This is a genomic window from Micromonospora siamensis (genome assembly GCF_900090305.1).
GTDB lineage: Bacteria > Actinomycetota > Actinomycetes > Mycobacteriales > Micromonosporaceae > Micromonospora > Micromonospora siamensis.
In genome coordinates this window covers 2793126-2812974 of sequence record NZ_LT607751.1, presented here as the reverse complement: position 1 = coordinate 2812974, position 19849 = coordinate 2793126, and the positions used below count along the sequence as shown (strand labels likewise).

Below are 19849 nucleotides of genomic sequence, written 5' to 3'. Positions count from 1 at the left end.
GCGGAGCGCGGACCGGCTGCCGGCCCGCGTGCGACGCGGGCCGGGTCGGGCGTACGACGTCAGACCAGGCCCGCGTCCCGCAGCAGCTTCCACAGCCCGGCGCCGTCGGGGGCGGAGAGCCACTTCTGGCCCGCCGGGCCGGACGACGACGACCCGGCCGGGGCGGGCAGGCTACCGGCGAGCACCGCCTGGGTGGGCGAGAGCCGGCGGATCGCCACCCCGGCGATGTTCTCCGGGTGCGCGGCCGCGAACTCGCGGTAGATCTCCTGGTCGTGCTGGCCGTCGTCGCCGATGAGCAGCCAGCGTACGTCGGGGAACTCCTTGGCCAGCCGGGCCAGGGTGGCCCGCTTGTGTTCCCGGCCGCTACGGAACCACCGGTCCGCCGTCGGGCCCCAGTCGGTGAGCAGCAGCGGCCCGGCCGGGTAGAGGTGCCGGGACAGGAACCTGGTCAGCGTGGGCGCCACGTTCCACGCCCCGGTCGACAGGTAGAACACCGGCGCACCCGGGTGGGCGGTGGCCAGCCGCTCGTAGAGCACCGCCATGCCGGGCACCGCGTTTCTCGCGTGCTCGTCGAGCACGAAGGTGTTCCACGCGGCCAGCATCGGTCGGGGCAGCGCGGTCACCATGACCGTGTCGTCGATGTCGGAGACGATGCCGAACCGGACACTCGGGTCGACGATGCGGACCAACGCCTCCACCGGCTCGGCGTCGGCGACCGTGAGGCGTACCGACGACCAGCCGGGGGTCAGGTCCGCCTCGACCACCGTGTCGACGAAGCCGCTGCGGTCGGCGCACGCCTCGTGCACCACCCCGCCGGCCTCGATCGTCACCCGTACGTGCTTGGCCGGCAGGGTGGCGAAGCTGCGCCAACCCCGGACCTTCTCCGGCTTGCCCTTGGCGCGGACCTCCGGCCGGCCGAGCAGCACCCGGCAGAGCACCCGCGCCCAACCGGGCGCGCCGTAGCCGGCGTACGCGACGATCTTCATCTGCCACCCGGTGCGCCGCAGCCGACGCTCGACCAGTTGGTGGACGGCGTCCTCGATCCGCGCGGCCCGGTGCAGGGTCGGGACGGCGAGTTCCCCGGTGGGTGGTGATGCTGGCACGCTGCCACCCTGCCACAACCTGCCCGCACCGGCCAGGCGAGCGGACCAGCCGGGACCCCGCCGAACGACCGCACACGGCCCGGGCCGCGTGCCACACTCCGGACAGAACGACAGCCAGCGCGACGACGGGGGCGTGGTCGTGTCGACCGTACAGCGGCACCGCGGGCGGTGGCGGCCGCGTCCGGACGCACCGGCGCTGGTCGCGTTCCTGCTCGGGCTGGCCGGGGTCGGGTACCGGCTGGTCCTCACCGTGCTCACGCTGCCCACCGCCAACAGTGACGAGGCGACGTTCGGGCTGGCCGCGATGCACATCGCCACCGGCCGTGAGCACCCGGTCTTCCTCTACGGCCAGCGGTACATGGGCATGGCGGAGTCGTACCTGGCGGCGCCCCTGATCGCGGTGGCCGGGCCGAGCTGGCCGGTGCTGCGGCTGCCGCTGCTGGTCCTCTACGCGATCTTCGTCGCACTGATGTACCGGCTCACCCGCCGGATCTGCTCACCCTGGTTCGCCACCTTCACGGTCGGGCTGCTGGCGATCGGTCCGGAACGGGTGGTGCGCGACCAGTTGACGGTGGTCGGAGGCCGTCCCGAGGTGAAACCGGCGGTGGTGCTGATGCTCCTGATGGCGGTGGGACTGGCGCAGCGGCGGATCCGGCACCGCTGGCTGGCCGTGGCGCTGTTCGGGCTGCTCGCCGGCCTGGCGACCTGGTCGGACTGGTTGATCGTGCCGTACCTGGCGGTGACGGGTCTGCTGCTGGTGTGGGTGTGCGGCCGGGAACTGGTCGGCTGGGCCGGGGTGCTGCTGATCGCCGGGTTCCTGCTCGGCGCCGCGCCGCTGATCCGGGACAACCTGGTCGCCCCGCCCGGGCAGGACTCGCTGTCGGTGCTGCGCACGGTCGACGCCGGCACCGGCGCCCACCCCACGTGGGCCGCCCGGCTGGCCGGCGGGCTGCTGGAGGGCGTACCGCTGGCCGGTGGGCTCTGCCCGGCGGACGGCTGCGCCCGCGGCCCGGCCCTGTTCGGGCTGCTCTACCCGCTGCTGCTGGCCGCCGCAGCCGTGCTCGCGGTGGTCGCGTACCGGCGGGCCGTGGGCCGCCCGGCCGCCGTCCGGGTCGGGCCGGCCGCGCACCTCACGCTGCTCGCCGGCGCCGGGCTGACCCTGCTGGCGTACGTCCGCAGCCCGCTCACCGCCACCGACCCGCTGAGCAGTGCCCGCTACCTGTCGGTGTTGCAGATCTCCCTGCCGGCGGTGCTCTGGCCGCTCTGGCTGGCCGCCGCGCACGCCCGCCGGGGCGCGGTGGGGGTGGCCAGCCGGGCCGGCGGCGCGGTGGCGGCGGCAGCGCTGGCCGCGCTGGCCACGGTCTCCCTCGCGGCCACGGTCGGCTTCGTGGCCGGGGCGGGTGGGCTGCGCACCGAGGAGCGGCAGGCCCGCCGGCTGGCCGACCAGGTACGCCGGCTGGGCCTGCACGAGGTGTACGGGGAGTACTGGACCTGCAACCGGCTCATCTTCAACACGGGCGAGGAGGTGGCCTGCGCGGTCCTCGACGGTCAACTCACCCCGGGGCAGAACCGCTACCCGCCGTACTGGCTGCGGGTGGGCCGGGCCGCGCGCCCCGGCTACGTGCTGGCGACCGGCTCCCCCGCCGAGCGCCGGCTACGCGCCCTGCTCGGTGACCGGGCCGAGGACGCGAAGGTCGCCGAGCTGGGCGGCTATCGCGTGTACCACCCGGAGACGGCCGTGCGGCCCTGGCGGTGAGGCCGGCCCGTACGCTTTCCGACGTGCTCATCCTGCTGCCGCCCTCCGAGGGCAAGGCCGAGGCCGGGACCGGCCGCCGGCTGGACCTGTCCCGGCTCAGCCTGCCGGAGCTGACCCACGCCCGGGAGGAGGTGCTGGCCGCGCTGGTCACCGCGAGCACCGACCCGGACGAGAAGGCGATCCTGGCGGCGCTGTGCCTGAGCGAGGGCCAGCGCGGCGAGCTGCGCCGCAACGCCCGGCTCCGGACGGCGGCCACCGCCCCAGCCGGCCGGATCTACACCGGGGTGCTGTACGAGGCGCTGGACCTGGCCACCCTCCCCCCGGCCGCCGAGCGCCTGGCCCGCCGGTCGGTGCTGATCAGTTCCGGGCTCTGGGGCGCGGTACGCCTCACCGACCGGATCCCGCCGTACCGCTGCCCGATCGGGGCGCGGCTGCCCGGGGTGGGGGCGCTGTCGGCGTACTGGCGGCGGACCCTGGCCCCGGTGCTGAGCGCGGCTGCCGGCGACCGGCCGGTGCTGGACCTGCGCTCCGGCGCGTACGCGGCGACCTGGGCGCCCCGCGGTGAGCTGGCCGACCGCACGGTGACCGTGCGGGTGCTGCACGAACGGGTGGTGGACGGGGTGCCGGTGCGCAGCGTGGTCAGCCACTTCAACAAGGCCACCAAGGGTCGGCTGGTCCGCGACCTGCTCACCGCCGGCGCCCGGCCCCGCACCGCCGCCGGCCTGGTGACCGCCCTGCGCGACCTGAAGTACCCGGTGCTGGAGCAGCCGACGCCGCCCGGCCGGCCCCGGCAGGTCGACGTCGTGGTCACGGAGCTGTAGTCGCAAGTTTTGCTCAAGGCTGGGCCTGATCGGTTTCCTCCGGGCCGGCGGCGGGTGACGGTAAGGGGACCCGACGTGCGACAAGGAGCACCGCCATGGCCCCCGAAACCATGCTGCTCGACCGGCACCGGCCGCCGTCGACGCCGCCCCCGCTGGACTGGCTCACCCTCGCCGACGCCTTCGAGATCGCCTGCCTGGTCCGCTGCGCCCCGGCGCACCCGGTCGACGGCCGGCGTGGCGGCGCCGAGCCGTACCGGGGAGCGCCGGCCGAGTTCAACCGTCCCGAGGCCGCGCACCGGATGCGCCAGTTGCTCACCCGGCTCGACGTGCCGGTGGAGCACCAGGTCACCACCGGCGGGCTGCGCCGCCGCTACGAACTGCACCGGCTGGAGGTGCCGCGGGAGCACCGCCCGGCGTACGCGCGGCTCGTCGAGACCGGCTGGCGGCAGGGCCGCCGGGAACTGCTCGGCGGACCGGTCCCCGGGGCGTCCGCCGCGCGCCGGCTCTGGCGTGCCCGGTTGGCCGCCGCGGCCTGGCGCTCCGCCCTGCTGGCCGGCGGCCGGCACGTACGCCGGCACATCCTCGGGGTCCGGCTGGCCGACCGGGAGCTGGCCGCGGTCCTGGTCCGCGGCGCCGCGCTGCTGGACGTCCCGGCGCTGCTGCGTCCCGGGGCGGGCTGCTTCGTGGTCTGCGTCGCCGACGGCCCGGACCGGCGCCGGATCCTGGACAACGCCGCCCTCGCCCCGGCCCCCGTCCCGCACAGCGGCACGCTCTGCCCGCCACCGGACCCGGACGCCGCGTAAGGACTGACCGGACGCGGGTTGCGGCGGCCGGTGTCACCGGCGCAGAGTGCAGCCTGTGAACCGTGGCCGGTCTGTCCCGGGCCGCCGGCACCTCGCCCGGCTGGCCCTGCTCGCGCTGCTGGTCACCGCCGTCGTGCCCCGGCTCGCCGGCTGCCGCGACGAGCCCGCCGAGCCGGTGCGGATCCGGATCGCCACCGGCAGCCCCACCGCCGTCTACCACGCGTTCGGCGAGTCGCTGGCCGCCATCCTGAACCGGGAGATGCCCGGGGTCCGGGCCAGCGTGCTGGTCACCGCCGCCTCCCGGGCCAACGTCGAGCTGGTCGGCTCCGACCGGGCCGAGCTGGGCTTCACCCAGGCCGACGTGCTCACCGCCGACGTGGTCGGGCGGTCCAAGGTGCTGGCCGTGGCGCGGGTCTACGACGACCTGCTGCACCTGGTCACCCTGGCCGGCGGCCCGGTACGCCGGCTGGCCGACCTGCGCGGACGCCGGGTGTCGGTGGGCGCACCCGGTTCCGGCACCGCCACCACCGCCGGCCGGCTGCTGGACGTCGCGCACCTCACCGACGGGGTGCGGCGGCAGCAGCTCGGCCTGGACGACTCGGTGGCCGCGCTGCGGGCCGGGCGGATCGACGCCTTCTTCTTCTCCGGCGGCCTGCCGGTACGCGCCGTCGAGGAGCTGGCGGCCAGCACCGCCACCCGGATCGTCGACCTGGGCGAGTGGACCGAGCCGCTGCGTCGCGCCCACGGCGAGGTGTACGTCACCCGGGACATTCCCCGGTCGGCGTACAACACCGACCCGGTGAGCACGGTGGCCAACCCGAACTACCTGGTCGTCCGGGCGGACCTGCCGGAGCCGCTGGTGCGGGAGGTGACCCGGCTGCTGATGGACCGCCGGGCCGAGCTGGCCCGGGCGCATCCGGCGGCTGGTCGGATGAGCCCCCGGTCGGCCATCGCCACCGACCCGTTGCCGTTGCATCCGGGAGCGGCGGACTGGTACAGGGAGACCAAACCCTAGACCGGGTCGGCGACGGCCGGGTCCCGGTCCACCGCCGGTGCCGGGGCGGGTGCCGCGGCGCCGGTCGGATCCACGGCGTCGGTCCGCTCCACGGCCTCGGCCGGGTCGGTGGGCGGTGCGGGGAACCAGAGGCCGGCGGCCAGCCCGCGCGGCTCGGTCGCCCGCATGGTCAGCCGGCCGGCGGAGGCGTCCACCAGGACGGCCACGATGGTCAGGCCCAACCCGGCGCCGTCGACGTTCTGCACCTCGGGCGCCCGCCAGAACCGCTCGGTGGCCTGCCCCAACTGGCTCTGCGTCATACCGGGTCCGGTGTCGCGCACCTCCACCGCGGTGCCGCCGTCCCGCCGCCGGACGGTCACCATCACCTCTCCCCCGGGCCCGCTGAACTTGACCGCGTTGTCGATCAACGCGTCCAGGGACTGGTCGATCGCGGTGGGCACCGTCCGGGCGTACGCCGGCGCGGCCTCGACGGCCAGGCGCAGCGTCACCGACCGGTGCCGCGCCAGCGGCTGCCATGCGGCTACCCGGGAGGCCGCGACGGCCGCCGCGTCCACCACCACCCGCTCGTTCTCCGCCCGCTCGGCACGGGCCAGGGTGAGCAGGGCGTCGAGCACCTGCGCCAGCCGGTCGGTCTCCTCCAGCGCCAACCGGTGCTCGGCCCGGCCGTCCGGGTCGGTCAGGCCGGGGCCCAGCTCCTCCACCCGCAACCGCAGCGCGGTCAGCGGGTTGCGCAGCTGGTGACTGGCGTGGGCCACGAAGGCGCGCTGCCGGTCCATCACGTCGGAGACCGCGTCGGCCATGTCGTTGAAGCTGGCCGCCAGCCGGCGCAGCTCGGGTGGCCCGAGCCGGGGCCGCACCCGGGCGGTACGCCGGCCCTCGGCGATCTCGTGCGTGACGGCGTCCAGCTCCGTCACCGGGCGCAGCACCCAGCCGGCCAGCCCGAACGCGGTCAGCACACAGGCCAGCACGGCGACCAGCCCGATCCCGGCGAGCAGCAGCCACCAGGTGGTGACGGTACGCCGGACCCGGTCCACCGGCGTGGCGGTGACCACGGCGCCGAGCACCTCACCGCCGTCGTTGATCGGCACGGCCACCACCACCGGCCGGTCCGCCCACGGCCAGACCAGCTCGGGTGCGCTGAACTGCTGGCCGGACAGGGCGGTGTCCAGCGCCTCCGTGCTGCCCGACCCGCCACGCCAGCCGGCCGACGCGGCGACCGTGCGGCGTTCCCGGTCGACCACGACCGCGCCGATGCCGTACAGCTGGTGGTAGGCGCGCAACTCGCTGCCGAGCGAGCCGGGGGCGCCGCTGCGCAGCGCCGGACGGGCCAGCGAGGCGAACCGGGTGGCGTCGGCCAGCCGGTCCGCGCGGACCCGGTCGGTCTCCCGGGTGGCCAGGGTCGCCGCGAGCGGGGTCTCCAGCGCCAGCAGCACCAGCACCATCAACAGCAGGTAGCTGATCACCAGCCGACGACGCACCCCGGCCTCCTCTATTCGCCGCGCAGCCGGTAGCCGACCCCGCGTACGGTCTCCACCAGGGTGGGGTCGCCCAGTTTGCCGCGCAACGATCCCACGTGCACCTCGACGGTGTGCCGGTCCGCCCAGGTGGTGCCCCAGGCGTCGAGCAGGATCCGGTCCCGGGGCACGGCCACCCCGGCCTGCCGGGCGAGCGAGAGCAGGATGTCGAACTCCTTGCGGGTGAGCGCCACCGGCCGGCCGTGCACGGTGACCGTGCGCCCCTCGACGTCGATACGGACCCCGCCCACCTCGATCACGCTGCGCTCCGGCACGGTGTGCGCGGCCCGGCGCAGCACCGCCTCGATCCGGGCCTGCAACTCCACCATGGAGAACGGCTTGACCACGTAGTCGTCCGCGCCGAGCCGCAGGCCGAGCACCCGGTCCCGCTCCTCGCCCCGCGCGGTGACCGCGATGATCCCGAGCTGGCTGCTGCGCCGGCGCAGCTCCCGGCACAGGTCGGTGCCGTCGCCGTCGGGCAGCGTCAGGTCGAGCAGGACCAGGTCGCAGGGGGCGGCGGAGAGCGCGGCGGCGACGGTGGGCGCGTGCTCCACCTCGTAGCCGCGCCGGCTCAGCGCCGACGACAGGGCCGCGGCGACCCGGCGGTCGTCCTCGACCAGCAGGATGCGCACCCCTACCCCCGTTCGTCGGTCCGCTGTCCTGCGAATCGTGGCAGACGCACCGGCCGGGCGGGAGGTCCGGTCGGTCGGCGGCACCGGACCGTACGCTGGTGACGTGATCTACAAGTTGCTGCCGTCGACCGAGTGGGACGCCGCCCGGGAGCGGGGCCGGTTCACCGGTTCCGCCGTCGACCGTGAGGACGGCTACCTGCACTTCTCGGCCGCCGACCAGGTGGTGGAGACGGCCCGGCGGCACTTCGGCGGGGCCACCGGGCTGACCCTGCTGACCGTGGACCCGGCCCGCCTCGGCGCCGCCCTGCGCTGGGAGGCGTCCCGCGGCGGCGCGCTCTTCCCGCACCTCTACGGTGACCTGCCGGTCGACGCGGTGGTGGCGGCGGAGGACCTGCCGGTGGACCGGCCGGCGGCGGACGCGGTCGCGGCACTGCTGCCCTGACCGGAGCGCACCCGCCGTCGGGTCCCCGACAGTGCCGGGGCGGTCGGCCCGGGACGGGCGCGTCGGGCGCGACGGGTGAAACTTCCCTTGTTAGGCTGCTCCGCGCGGTTTCGGATCATCAGACGCTCGGCCCACGGTCCCGCCGCAGTGTTCGGCCGGGCTGCGCCGAGAAGGATCAGGATATGGACGTCGCAGTGGACGACGGTCGCGACGAGAGGACTTCCCCCGGTTCCCCCCGCACCGCCCTCGGGCGGCAGATGCCGTCCGGCGAGCCGCCGGAGACCGGCACGACCGGCGGCGGGGACTCCCCCGCCCGCTCCGGACCGATCGGCGCACTGGTCCTGGCCTGGCCGGCTCTGCTCGGGTACGCGGCCGTCCGCTGTATCGGCCTGGCGACGCTCTGGATCTGGGCCGACGCCCGGCGGGTGCCGTTCAGCGCCCTGCTCGCCGACCGCTACGACAGCCGGTGGTACCTACAGATCGCCGAGCAGGGCTACGACCGCGCGGAGAGCCTGCACAGCAACATGGCGTTCTTCCCGCTCTACCCATGGCTGGTCGGCGTCCTCGGCGGCTCGTGGGCGATGGACCTCCGGCAGGCCGCGATCACGGTGTCCTGGGTGGCGTCCCTCGCCGCCGCGTGGGGGATCTTCGCCGTCGGCAACCGGGTACGCGACCGTCGCACCGGGGTGATCCTGGCGGTGCTCTGGGGGGTGTTGCCGCACGCCCTGGTGGAGAACCTCGCCTACACCGAGGCGATCTTCACCGCCTTCGCCGCCTGGGCGCTGTTCGCCGTGCTCACCGAGCGGTGGCTGACCGCGGGGGTGCTCTGCCTGATCGGCGGGCTGACCCGTCCGACCGCCTCGTCCCTGGTGGCGGTCGTCGGCGTCGCCGCCCTCGTCGCGCTGGTCCGCCGACGGGGCACCTGGTGGCGGCCCCTGGTCGCGATGCTCCTGGCGCCGCTGGGTTGGCTCGGCTTCGTCGCGTACGTCGCCGACCGGACGGGCCGCCCGGACGGGTGGTTCCTCATCCAGGGCAAGGGGTGGCGGTCGAGTTTCGACGGCGGGGTGTTCACCTGGGTCGAGACCGGACGGATCCTCGACCACCCGTCCCGGTTGCAGCACTTCCTGATCGTGCTGATCCTGCTGATCGCCCTGACCCTGTTCGCGCTGTCGGTGGTGGACCGGCAGCCGTGGCCGCTACTGATGTACAGCGGGCTCATGCTGGTCACCACGATCGGCGCCGCCGGCTACTACCATTCCAAGGCGCGTTTCCTGATCCCCGCGTTCGCCCTGCTGCTCCCGGTGGCGGACGCGCTGGCCGGTGCCCGCCGGAGCCGGCGGTACGCGGTGCTGATCCTGCTGACCCTGGTCTCGGCCTACTACGGCGGCTACCTGATGCTGGTCTGGACCTGGTCGCCCTGATCCGGCCCGGACCGGTCAGCGGGTGACCGGCCGCACGTCCCACACCCACACGTCGTCCACCCGGCTGCCCGGGCCGTAGCAGGCGTCCAGGGCGATGCGCAGCGACGCCGCACGGGGGCGGTCCACGGGCAGCACCAGCGCGTCGGCCTTCCAGTGCCGGGCGTCGGCCAACGCCTGTTCCCGGTCGGCCGCCGACACGGCCGTACCCCGGGCGCCAACGGCGATGCGGGTCAGCAGCGTCGCCGTGGGCCGGGGCTGGACGCCCCAGCGGCCGGTGCTGTCGGTAGGTGAGGTGGGGCCGAGGAAGTAGCCCTGGGGCACCGCGAACCCGACGGCCGCTGCGGCGCCCCAACGGATCGAGGTGAGGTTGTCGACCGGCACCGGCACCAGGGTGCGTCCCGGCGTGACGTGGGCCCGCCAGGCGCCGGAGGTGACGAACGCCGGGACGGGCGGCCGGGCCTGCGTGGGCAGTGGGGTGGGCACCATCGGCAGCAGCGCGCCGGCCAGCGCCACCCCGGCGGCCAGCCGCAGCGGCACCCGGCGGCCGCCCGCACCGGCGGTGGCCGCGAGCACCCGGTCCAGCCAGATGGTCAGCAGCAGGCCCAGCGCCACCGTGGTGATCAGGGCGAACCGGGCGATCACCATGGAGTCGAAGACCGGCAGGTGCGCCAGGAGCGCGAACGGCGCCGGCACGTCGGTGCGGTCCCGGCCCCAGGTCCACGTGGAGCCCTGGGAGAGCAGCGCGGTGAGCACCCCCACCACGGCCAGGATGCGGACGGCCAGCACCCGCCACAGCGCCACCACGGCGACCAGCGCCAGCAGCAGGGCGGGCAGGCCGAAGAAGCTCGCCTCCTCGGTGGTGTTGGCGACCAGGCCCTTGGTGTCGCCGCCGAAGACGGTCCGGGTGGCGAACGCGGCGAAGGAGGCCAGCTTCAACGCGTACACGTCGTGCTCGCCGGGGTGACCGGTGCGGTGCTGCGGCCCGGCGAACTGCATCCAGAGCGGGTACGCGGTGGCGACGGCCACCAGCGCGCCGGCGACCGCCAGTCCGCCCAGCGTCCGGGGCGCCTCCCGTACCGCCCGTCGGGGAGTGAACAGCAGGTACGCCAGTGCCGCCAACGCGCAGCCCACCGCGACCAGGAAGAGGATCTCCAGCCCGATGTAGAACTGGGCGACGACCAGCACGCCGAGCACCAGCCCGTCGCGGACGGTGTGCCCGGGCCGGGTGAGCCGGACGACCTGCCAGAGCAGGAACGGCACCAGCCACTGCGCGGTGATGTGCGGGTGACCGTTGCTGTGCGACACCAGCGCCGGGGCGAAGGCCAGGACCAGCCCGCCGACGAACGCCGCGACCCGGGAGGTCACCACGTGCCGGGCGAGCACCACGTACCAGGCCAGGGCGGTGGCGGCCAGGTTGAGGGTGATGAAGACCAGGTACGACAGGGCCGCGCCGCCGAGCACGGTCACCGGGGTCAGCAGCAGGCCGGGCAGTTGCATGCCGACGTTGGTCATCAGGTTCACCCCGTCCGGGGCGTTCTGCAAAGTGGTGAAGAACGGGTTGTCCAGGTGGGTGGTGGCATGGGCGTCGAACGCCAGCATCCACTCGTTGAAGCTCTGGTCGCCGGGTCGGGTGCCGAGGAAGACCCCGCTCGGGTCGGCCCAGCCGCGCCAGGTCACCCCGACGGCCGCGGCGAGGTAGGCCAGCGCCGCGAACAGCACGGACCGCCACCCGGCCCGCCGGGCGGGCCGACCCGCGTCCGGCGTGGCCTCCCGCTCGGCCTTCCCGCCGGCAGCGTCCGCCGCGACCGCCCCGCCCGCGTCGGTCACCGCGCGGGGCTCGGTGGACCTGGCCGCCCCGTCGGGCGGCCCGGCGTCGGCGCGGGTGGTGTCGGCGTCGGTCGGGGCGAGGCTGGACTGGCGTTCCGTCACCCGTGGGATCTTACGGCCGCCACCGGCCTGTTCAGCGGTACGCCTCGACCAGCGCCAGCACCGCCGCCGGGTCCTGCACGTGGGCGTTGTGGCCGAGCCCGGGCAGGGTCACCACCGGTACCCCCAGCGCGCCGAGCTGATCGTCGGTCACCATCGGGTCGTCCTCGCCCCGGGCCAGCAGGACCGGGGCGTCGGTGCCGGCCAGCAGGGCGGGCAGGTCGGGCGCGCCGACGGCGAAGGCGCCCGGGTCCATGGCGATCCGCCACCGCCCGTCCTCGCTGCGCAGGCCCGCGTCGACGACCGGATGGTCCGGGGCGAACAGCCCGGTCAGACCGGCCACCCGCAGGTAGCGCCGGGCCGCCTCGTCCCGGGTGGCGAACCAGGTGACCGGTCGCTGGGCCAGCTCGCCGGCCCTGGCCAGTTCGGCCGGCGACCAGACTGCCTTGATGCCGAGCCCGACCACGGCGGCGACGGGCAACCCGGCCGTCCGGGCGGCCAGTGCCAGGCCCACCACCCCGCCCAGGGAGTGCCCGAGGACGACCAGCCGGTCCCGGCCGTCGAGTCCGCCGGCCACCCGGTCGGCGAGCCCGTGGAAGGAGTACCGGGACAGCCCGGGTGACCAGCCGTGGCCGGCGAGGTCCGGCGCCAGCCACCGGCCGGGCCAGTCGCGTTCCAGCAGGGGCGCCCACGGCAGCCACACCTCGCCGGTGGCGCCCATCCCGTGCAGGAGCAGCAGCAGGGGCCGGCCATCCGCCTCATCGACCATGGTGCGCAGTCTGCCACCGGTCGGACACGCCGCGCGAGGCCCGCCGTACGCGAACCGGACGCCGGCCCCCGTGGGGAGCCGGCGTCCGGTCGGTTCGTCGCGTGCGTCAGGCGGAGTAGCCGCGGGTGGCGATCCAGTTCGCCAGGTCGGCGGCGCTGATCCAGTACGCCGGCAGCGACGGGTCGGCCGAGTCGGCGATCCGTAGGGTCCGGCCGTTGTCCTGGTAGCCGACCACCGCGATGTAGTGGCCGCCCGGGAAGGAGTGCCAGCCGCCCTGGGTGTCGGTGGCGTCCCCGGCGATGTTGGCCACGACGCCGCGGCCGCTGCTGACCGCCTCGACCACGTCGGCGCTGAGCCGCTCGATCTGCGCCGACGACGGGCTGCCGGCGAACATCGTCGTCCGGTACGGGGAGCCCTTCACCATCTGGTTGAGCACCCGGGTGGTGTCCTCGGCGGAGTTGGTGCCCATCTCGGTGGTGCCGAGCGGGCCGGCGAGACCGTCCTGGGTCGTCTCGACGCCGCTGGCGCTCAGGGCGTTGCGCACGGCGGCCGGGCCGCAGTTGTAGTAGGTCGTCTGGGCCTCGTAGGTGTAGTCGAGCACCTTGGACGCCGGCGGCTTCTTAGCCGCGGGCTTCTCGGCGACGACCTTCTTCGCCACGGCCTTCTTCGCCACGGCCTGCTTGGTCGCCGCCGGCTTGGGGGCGCTGGTGGTGAGGTCCGGGTCCGGGGTGGCGGTCGCCGACGGCGACGCCGACGGGCTGACCGGCGCGGCGGCCGCGACGCGGGCCTGGTCACGGCTGGCGGCCTCGTCGAGGCGGGGGGCGACCTCGGCCACCGCCGCGGTCTCCTGCCGGGCCGGCGCCTGCGCGGGGCCGGCGATCAGCACACCGGTGGTGGACGCCGCCACGAGCGTCGCCGCCGCGGCGACCACGACCTGGTAGGGACGTTCGGTGGCGAGGCGCCGCAGCTGTCGCTTGAGGTGGTGCTTCACGTCTTTCCTCCACGGTACGGGGGGGGAGAGCGGCGCACCCCACCGAGGCGCGGAGGACTCACGCGCGGAAGGGGACGTCGGCCGGGGGCGGGCCGCTCGCGGGGATGGCGCCCGGTCAGCCGGGCGGAAGGTGGAACGCGGCGCTCAGCTCGCGCGCCCGGCGAGGGCGAGCGACGGCACCGCGGCACCGTGAAGGCGGAACAACCAAGGGGTGGGTTCGGGCACGGGTGGAGCTCCTTCCGCGACCGCCTACCGGGTTAGCTGACGGATTCGGGCGGGAAGAGCGCCCTACCGCGGGCCGTGGCCCTGCGGATTCACCCCGACGTACCTGGGTCCCCGGTTCGTGAACACGATTCGGCGGGTCCGTGCGGCGTCGCCACCTGCGATCGAGAACCGCTCCGGACCGCGCCGACACTACTGGTCGGTCATTGGCCTGCCAAGCCCTTGCCAGCTGCGGAAACACCGCCTGCACCGACGACGGTTTCCGCATTCGCGCACTGACCGCACTCAATGGGGACGGCGGTTCCACCCGGGCCGGAAAGGCGGGAACGGGACGGTCGGTGACCGAATTTCCCCAGTCGATCTCCGGGCTGCCCCCAAGCGTTCCCGATGACCGTTTCCGGTGAGAGGTGACCGGCGTCACCCAAATAAGCCGGGGCTCAACCGACCCGGGCGGGGCGCCACCGGGTCGCCGTGGTCGACGCGGTCGCCGGGGCGGAAGCCGGCGCCGGGACCGCGCGCTGCCGCGGCGCCGGCGCCACCCGGAGCCGCTGAGCCGCCGCGTACGCCTCGGCCGAGAGGGCACGGGCCGACTCGGCGGACAACTCGGCCGCCCGCCACGCCGAGCGCTCCCGCTCGGCGGCCACCCGGTAGCCGGCCAGCCGCCCGTCCCGGACCGCCCGGGCCAGGGCGACCTCCTGCTCCGCCGGGTGCCGGCGGGGGTCCCACCCGTCCCGGTGGCCGAAGACGTCACTGAGCTGGCGGGCCGTCAACTCACCGCGCCAGTGCGCCGCCATCGCCGCCTGGTGCAGCCAGCGCTCGCGCAGCGCGTACTCGGCCGGGGTGCGCGGGGTACGCGGGGCCGGCATCGCGTCGGCGCCGGTGAACCGGCGGGCGACCGTCTCCGCCTCGTCGTACGCCTGCCAGGCCCGGTCGACCTCCTCCTGGGCGGCCAGCCACTCCGAGCGCCGGCGGCGGGCGGTCTGGGCCGCGCCGGTCGCCGCCACGGCGACCTCGTCGGCGTACCGGCGCAGGTCGGCCGCCGCCGCGGCGGCGAGGGCGGCGGCCGAGCCGGGGGCGGGTTCATCGTCGGGCGTCCGGTCCCGGTCGGGGCGGGCGACCAGCACGGCCAGTACGGACAGGGAGAGCACGAGCAGCGCCGACCAGATGGCGACGGCCTGCGGGACCTCGATCAGGAACTGCTGGAGGACAATGTTCATGACGGCACCTCGCAGGGAGCGGACGCGGTGGAGCGGGGTAACCGCAGTCGCCGGTCGGGTGGGCGCCGTCGCGGGCGCCACATCCGCCGGCCGGCGGAGTGCGGTGATCAGGTCGAGGAAGCGGTGGCGGGCGCGTGGCCCGCGGATCCGTCAGGCCACGGGCGGGGCGCGCGGGCCGGTGGCTGCCACCGGCCGCCCGGCCGGCACGGATCGGGACCCGGCCTCGGTCGTGGGACCGGCCGGCGCCGACCCGACCGGGGAGCCGTCGGTGACGGGCGGGAGGTAAGCGGGGGTGACGTCGCCGCGCGGCGCATCGGAGCCGGTGGCGACCTCCCGCAGCGCGGCCCCGGGACGGTCGGTGGTGGCCAGCCCCGCCGAGGTCGCCCGCACGGGCATCACCCCTAGCGGGCCGGATGCCGGCGGGAGCCCGGCGGCAGTCGCCCCGAGCGGGCCGGATGCCGGCCACAGCCGCGCGGGGGTCGCCGTGAGCGGGGTGGATGCCGGGTCGGCCGGACCGGGGCCGAGCGCAGCCGACGGGCCGGACCCGGTGGACAGCGGCACGGCACCGGTGGAGAAGACCACGGCCAGGGCCAGGCTGGTGAGCAGCCGCCACGCCCAGCGCGCCACCCACCACAGCGGACCGGTGAGCGCGACGGGAAGCACGGGCCCACGCTACCGCCGACCACCCCCGCCCCGCACGGCGGCCGGGCGTGTCGTGGCCGGCGCGCCGGGCCGCACCGACCAGGATGGACGTGGCTCAGACCGGGTCGCGCCGACCCGCGTACGTCAACGGTTGGTCGGGGTCGCCGGAGCGCTGCGCCGGCACCCGCGCGACGGCCCCCGGCGGCGCGGCGGCGCTGGCGGCCGACTCCGGCACGACGGCCGGCTCCGGCGCGGTGGGTGGCTCGACCGCCGGACGGCGGCGGGGCGGCGCCAGCCGGCGCATCATGGGCGTCTCCACCCACCGGTGCAGCAGGCCCGCGAGGACCAGGTTGACCAGCAGGAAGCCGAGCACGGCGACCGGCCCCCACCAGCCGGGCAGTCCCTCGCCACGGTGCCCGGTCAGCCGCAGCACCGTCACCATCACCAGCACGTGCACGAGATAGAAGGCGAAGGACACCTCGCCGAGCCATCGCATCCGGCGTCCCCGCCACGGGGTGGGCCGGTCCTGCACGTCCGCCCGGGCCGCCGCCGCGATGACCAGCACGTAGGTGGCGGCCATCAGCCCGGCCCAGAGTTCGGCCCGCACCCACAGGGCCGCCACCAGCCAGGTGGCCACGAAGATGCCGCTGGCCACGGCGAGCCCCGGCCCGCGCCAACGGCCGCGGCGCAGCAGCTCGGCGGCGGCCACCCCGAGCCAGAACTCCATCGACCGGACGACCGGGAAGATCTGGGTGAACCACCAGCGGTCCGTCTCCGGCACCAACTGCTGCGCCGGCCAGAGCGCGACGATCAGCAGCGGCACCGCGACCACCACGGCCGCGAGTGCGGCCGGGCGCATCCGGCGTACGACCGGCAGCGCGAACGGCAACGCCAGGTAGAAGAACAGCTCGCAGGAGAGCGACCAGCTCACCGTGTTGACGCTGTAGAAGTGCCCGGGGGTGGGATCCCACGCCTGCACCAGCAGCAGGTTCTCCACGGTGGCCCGCAGCGGCAGCGGATCGGCGAACCACCAGCCGACCAGCAGCGCCGCCGCCCAGGTGACCAGGTGGTTCGGATAGATCTTGGCCAGCCGGCGGCGCCAGAGGTCCCGCCGCCGCTGGCCGGGTCGCGCCGACCAGACCAGCACGAAGCCGCTGAGCACGAAGAAGAACTCCACCCCGGACAGACCCAGCGCGAAGGTCTTGTCCACCACCGCCTTCAGGGCGGGCTCGGCGACGATTCCCATCGTGGCGGCGTGGAAGCCGAAGACCAGCAGGGCGGCGATCCACCGCAGCCCGGTCAGCGACGGCAGCCGGCTCGGCGGGGCGTCGACGACGGGCGTACCGGTCGGCGTGCCGGTCCCGTCGGCACCGGCGACCGTCGGATGCACCCGCACGTCCATCTCCTCCTCGACCCGCGGCGTCGTCCACGGCGACACCGACCCGGGGCACCCTACCGGCCCGCACCGCCGCCCCCGCCGGACCGCCCGCCGACCGCCGCGGGGCGCAACGGTGTGCCCGGTCCGGCTAGGCTCCAGCCCGACGGTGACGGGGGACGAACATGATCAAGGCGGTCTTCTTCGACGTCGGCGGGACGATCCTCGACGAGACCCGCGAGTTCGCGGACTGGGCGGACTGGCTCGGCGTACCCCGGCACACGTTCTCGGCGGTCTTCGGCGCGGTGATCGCCCGCGGCCAGGACTACCGGGAGGCGTTCCGCACCTTCCGGCCCGACTTCGACCTCGCGGTCGAGCTCGAGCGCCGGGCGGCCGCCGGCGTGCCGGAGACGTTCGGCGAGGAGGATCTCCATCCCGACGCCCGGGCCTGCCTGACCGCCCTGCGGGAGCAGGGGCTGTTCGTGGGGCTCGCCGGCAACCAGCCGGACCACGCCGAGGCGACCCTGCGCGCCCTCGACCTCCCCGTCGACGCGATCGGCACGTCGGCCGGCTGGGGGGTGGCGAAGCCGGCACCCGCCTTCTTCGACCACGTCGTGGGCGCCGGCGGCGGCGACCCGGCGACGATCCTGTACGTCGGCGACCGGCCCGACAACGACGCCCGGCCGGCGATGGCGGCCGGCATGCGGGCGTGCCTGATCCGACGCGGACCGTGGGGCCACATCCTCGACGACCCGGCCGTGGCGCGGCGGTGCCTGTTCCGCATCAACTCGCTGGACGAGCTGCCCGGCCTGGTGGCCAGGCACAATGCCGCCAGCTAGTCGTACGCCTGTTCGATGGGCGGGGTAGGATCGGAGGCGTGTCCGACGTCGCGTACCAGCCCTCGATGCTGGATCTGCAGGACGAGCCCGGCCTGGGCCCGCTCGCCGGGCTGCGCCGGCACCAGCTGAGCCGGGGCGCCTGGGTCGACCACCTGCCCGGCTGGGCGCACGGCTCCGACGCCGTCTTCGACACCCTGCTGCACGACGTGCCGTGGCGCGCCGAACGCCGCACCATGTACGACAGCGAGGTCGACGTTCCCCGCCTGCTCTGCTGGTACGCCGGCCACCGGCCGCTCCCCCACCCCGTGCTGACCGCGGCCCGGGCGGCGCTGAGCGCCCACTACGCCGACGAACTGGGCGAGCCGTTCGTCACCGCCGGGATGTGCCTATACCGCGACGGCCGGGACAGCGTGGCCTGGCACGGCGACACCCTCGGCCGCTCCGCGCACACCGACACGATGGTGGCCATCGTCTCGTTCGGTTCGCCTCGCCCGCTGCTGCTGCGGCCCCGCGGCGGCGGCCCGGGCCTGCGCTTTCCCCTCGGCCACGGGGACCTGGTGGTGATGGGTGGCTCCTGCCAGCGCACCTGGGAGCACGCGATCCCCAAGACCGCCCGCCCGGTCGGCCCCCGGGTCAGCGTGCAGTTCCGCCCCGCCGGGGTCGCCTGACCGGCGGGCTGCCGTCCCCGCCGGTCAGGGGCGTGCTAGAAACAACTCCCAGGGTCGATCACGCCCCCGTCAGCTGACGATGGAAGGCGCACCATGACCCAGACCCCCACCCCGCCGCGTCCCGGCAGGTCCCCGTGGGCCGTGCACGGCGACGGCCGGTCGATCCGGCCCGGCGACGTGGTGCACCCCGGCGAGCGGCTCTCCTGGCCGCGTACCGTGGGCGTCGGCGTCCAGCACGTGGTGGCCATGTTCGGCGCCACCTTCACGGTGCCGTTGATCACCGGCTTCCCGCCGGCCACCACACTCTTCTTCTCCGGCATCGGCACGCTGCTCTTCCTGCTGATCACCGGGAACCGGCTGCCGTCGTACCTCGGCTCGTCCTTCGCCTTCATCGCCCCGGTGCTGGCCGCCAAGGCCGGCGGCGACATCGGTCCGGCGCTCGGCGGCATCGTGGTGGCGGGCGCCGCGCTGGCCGTGGTCGGCCTGGTCGTGCAGCTGGCCGGCGCCCGGTGGATCGACGCGCTGATGCCGCCGGTGGTCACCGGCGCCATCGTCGCGCTGATCGGCTTGAACCTGGCCCCGGTGGCCTGGGACGGCGGTGGCAGCGGCACCGGGGTACGCGCCCAGCCGCTGATCGCCGTGGTCACCCTCGCCGCGATCCTGATCGTCACGGTGGCCTTCCGCGGCTTCCTGGCCCGCCTCTCCATCCTGCTCGGGGTGGTGGTCGGCTGGCTGCTCGCCGCCGCCCTCGGCGACCTCGACCCGAAGGCGGTCGACGCGCTGCGGCAGGCCGACTGGGTGGGGCTGCCGCAGTTCCACGCGCCCAGCTTCAGCCTGCGCGCGGTGGTGCTGGTCATCCCGGTGATCCTGGTGCTGATCGCCGAGAACGCCGGGCACGTCAAGGCGGTCGCCGCGATGACCGGCCGCAACCTGGACAAGGACATGGGACGGGCGTTCCTCGGCGACGGCCTGGCCACCGTCCTCGCCGGCTCCGGCGGCGGCTCCGGCACCACCACGTACGCCGAGAACATCGGCGTGATGGCGGCGACCCGGGTCTACTCCACGGCCGCGTACTGGGTGGCCGGGGTGGCCGCCGTGCTGCTCGGGCTCAGCCCGAAGTTCGGCGCGCTGATCCTGACCGTGCCGGCCGGGGTGCTCGGCGGCGCCACCACCGCGTTGTACGGCCTGATCGCCGTCCTCGGCGCCCGGATCTGGATCGAGAACCGGGTCGACTTCCACGACCCGGTCAACCTGATGACCGCCGCCGTGGCGCTGATCGTGGGCGCGGCGAACTACACCGTCGTCGCCGGTGACCTGTCGTTCAACGGCATCGCGCTGGGCACCGCCGCCGCCCTGGTGATCTACCACGGCATGCGGCTGATCGCCCGGCTGCGCGGCACGACCGCCGAGTCCCGGCGCGGCCCCGAGCCGGAACTCTGACCCACCCCGCCCTGCCCGCCCGGGCGGCCCGACCCGGACTGCCCGGGGCGGAGCTGGAGGCCCGAGGCGCGGCATGCCGTGGTGTCCGCTGAAGCCCCGAGACGCGGCATGTCGCGGCGTCCAGCGACAACGGAAGCCCCGACATACCGCGGCCCGGGCGGACGCGGGTCTCGATGTCCATGTCCGACACCACCCGGGTCACGCCACCGGGGAATCCCGATCCGCTGCCTACAGACTTGAGAGCGCCAACGAC

Annotated in this window: 18 protein-coding genes and 1 riboswitch; of the genes, 9 read left to right on the top strand and 9 right to left on the bottom strand. The window is 75.3% G+C overall.

Annotated elements, in window-relative coordinates:
- Positions 1-59: 59 nt before the first annotated feature.
- Positions 60-1043, bottom strand: a complete 984-nt coding sequence (locus GA0074704_RS12995; RefSeq protein ID WP_231926911.1) for an App1 family protein — start codon at positions 1041-1043, stop codon at positions 60-62.
- Positions 1044-1242: 199 nt separating this feature from the next.
- Between GA0074704_RS12995 and GA0074704_RS12990 the strand changes: the two genes are divergently transcribed.
- From GA0074704_RS12990 to GA0074704_RS12975, 4 genes are all read left to right on the top strand, one after another.
- A complete protein-coding gene (locus tag GA0074704_RS12990) occupies positions 1243-2859 on the top strand; it encodes a hypothetical protein (protein WP_088973649.1) in 1617 nt (538 codons plus the stop codon).
- A gap of 23 nt (positions 2860-2882) precedes the next feature.
- The gene (yaaA, locus tag GA0074704_RS12985; protein ID WP_088970746.1) at positions 2883-3680 is read left to right on the top strand and encodes a peroxide stress protein YaaA; all 798 of its coding nucleotides are present in this window, start codon (positions 2883-2885) and stop codon (positions 3678-3680) included.
- Between the two features lie 95 nt (positions 3681-3775).
- Entirely contained in the window at positions 3776-4483 is a 708-nt protein-coding gene (locus GA0074704_RS12980; RefSeq protein ID WP_088970745.1) for a hypothetical protein, read from the top strand.
- A 55-nt stretch (positions 4484-4538) separates the two neighbouring features.
- Positions 4539-5498: a TAXI family TRAP transporter solute-binding subunit gene (locus GA0074704_RS12975; RefSeq protein WP_088970744.1), complete on the top strand. Its 960-nt coding sequence runs from the start codon at positions 4539-4541 to the stop codon at positions 5496-5498.
- Here the strand turns inward: GA0074704_RS12975 and GA0074704_RS12970 are convergent.
- Both GA0074704_RS12970 and GA0074704_RS12965 read right to left on the bottom strand, forming a co-directional pair.
- A complete protein-coding gene (locus GA0074704_RS12970) occupies positions 5495-6976 on the bottom strand; it encodes a sensor histidine kinase (protein ID WP_088970743.1) in 1482 nt (493 codons plus the stop codon). The two genes, GA0074704_RS12975 and GA0074704_RS12970, sit on opposite strands and share 4 nt — an antisense overlap.
- An 11-nt stretch (positions 6977-6987) precedes the next feature.
- Positions 6988-7644 carry a response regulator transcription factor gene (locus tag GA0074704_RS12965; protein ID WP_088970742.1) on the bottom strand — a complete coding sequence of 219 codons (657 nt, stop codon included), beginning with the start codon at positions 7642-7644 and terminating at the stop codon, positions 6988-6990.
- 103 nt (positions 7645-7747) lie between these two features.
- Between GA0074704_RS12965 and GA0074704_RS12960 the strand changes: the two genes are divergently transcribed.
- Positions 7748-8086, top strand: a complete 339-nt coding sequence (locus tag GA0074704_RS12960) for a DUF952 domain-containing protein (protein WP_088973648.1) — start codon at positions 7748-7750, stop codon at positions 8084-8086.
- Between the two features lie 182 nt (positions 8087-8268).
- Positions 8269-9507 carry a hypothetical protein gene (locus tag GA0074704_RS12955; protein WP_231926844.1) on the top strand — a complete coding sequence of 413 codons (1239 nt, stop codon included), beginning with the start codon at positions 8269-8271 and terminating at the stop codon, positions 9505-9507.
- Between the two features lie 15 nt (positions 9508-9522).
- On the opposite strand, the gene GA0074704_RS12950 is transcribed toward GA0074704_RS12955, so the two are convergent.
- From GA0074704_RS12950 to GA0074704_RS12925, 6 genes are all read right to left on the bottom strand, one after another.
- The gene (locus GA0074704_RS12950) at positions 9523-11436 is read right to left on the bottom strand and encodes a hypothetical protein (RefSeq protein WP_088970741.1); all 1914 of its coding nucleotides are present in this window, start codon (positions 11434-11436) and stop codon (positions 9523-9525) included.
- Positions 11437-11467: 31 nt separating this feature from the next.
- On the bottom strand, positions 11468-12202 hold the full coding sequence (locus GA0074704_RS12945) for an alpha/beta fold hydrolase (protein ID WP_088970740.1): 735 nt from the start codon (positions 12200-12202) through the stop codon (positions 11468-11470).
- A gap of 106 nt (positions 12203-12308) precedes the next feature.
- Entirely contained in the window at positions 12309-13193 is an 885-nt protein-coding gene (locus GA0074704_RS12940) for a C39 family peptidase (protein WP_088970739.1), read from the bottom strand.
- Positions 13194-13424: 231 nt separating this feature from the next.
- Positions 13425-13563: riboswitch (cyclic di-AMP (ydaO/yuaA leader) on the bottom strand.
- 289 nt (positions 13564-13852) lie between these two features.
- Positions 13853-14632 (bottom strand): hypothetical protein, encoded by a 780-nt coding sequence (locus GA0074704_RS12935; RefSeq protein ID WP_088970738.1) that lies wholly within the window; start codon positions 14630-14632, stop codon positions 13853-13855.
- A 150-nt stretch (positions 14633-14782) separates the two neighbouring features.
- Positions 14783-15295: a hypothetical protein gene (locus tag GA0074704_RS12930; protein ID WP_088970737.1), complete on the bottom strand. Its 513-nt coding sequence runs from the start codon at positions 15293-15295 to the stop codon at positions 14783-14785.
- 94 nt (positions 15296-15389) lie between these two features.
- On the bottom strand, positions 15390-16712 hold the full coding sequence (locus GA0074704_RS12925) for an acyltransferase family protein (RefSeq protein ID WP_231926843.1): 1323 nt from the start codon (positions 16710-16712) through the stop codon (positions 15390-15392).
- 122 nt (positions 16713-16834) lie between these two features.
- Between GA0074704_RS12925 and GA0074704_RS12920 the strand changes: the two genes are divergently transcribed.
- The 3 genes from GA0074704_RS12920 (at position 16835) to GA0074704_RS12910 (ending at position 19596) form a co-directional block, all read left to right on the top strand.
- Positions 16835-17488 (top strand): HAD family hydrolase, encoded by a 654-nt coding sequence (locus GA0074704_RS12920; protein ID WP_088970735.1) that lies wholly within the window; start codon positions 16835-16837, stop codon positions 17486-17488.
- Between the two features lie 38 nt (positions 17489-17526).
- Positions 17527-18156: an alpha-ketoglutarate-dependent dioxygenase AlkB gene (locus tag GA0074704_RS12915; RefSeq protein ID WP_088970734.1), complete on the top strand. Its 630-nt coding sequence runs from the start codon at positions 17527-17529 to the stop codon at positions 18154-18156.
- 93 nt (positions 18157-18249) lie between these two features.
- Positions 18250-19596 (top strand): uracil-xanthine permease family protein, encoded by a 1347-nt coding sequence (locus tag GA0074704_RS12910; protein ID WP_088970733.1) that lies wholly within the window; start codon positions 18250-18252, stop codon positions 19594-19596.
- The last annotated feature ends 253 nt before the right edge of the window (positions 19597-19849 follow it).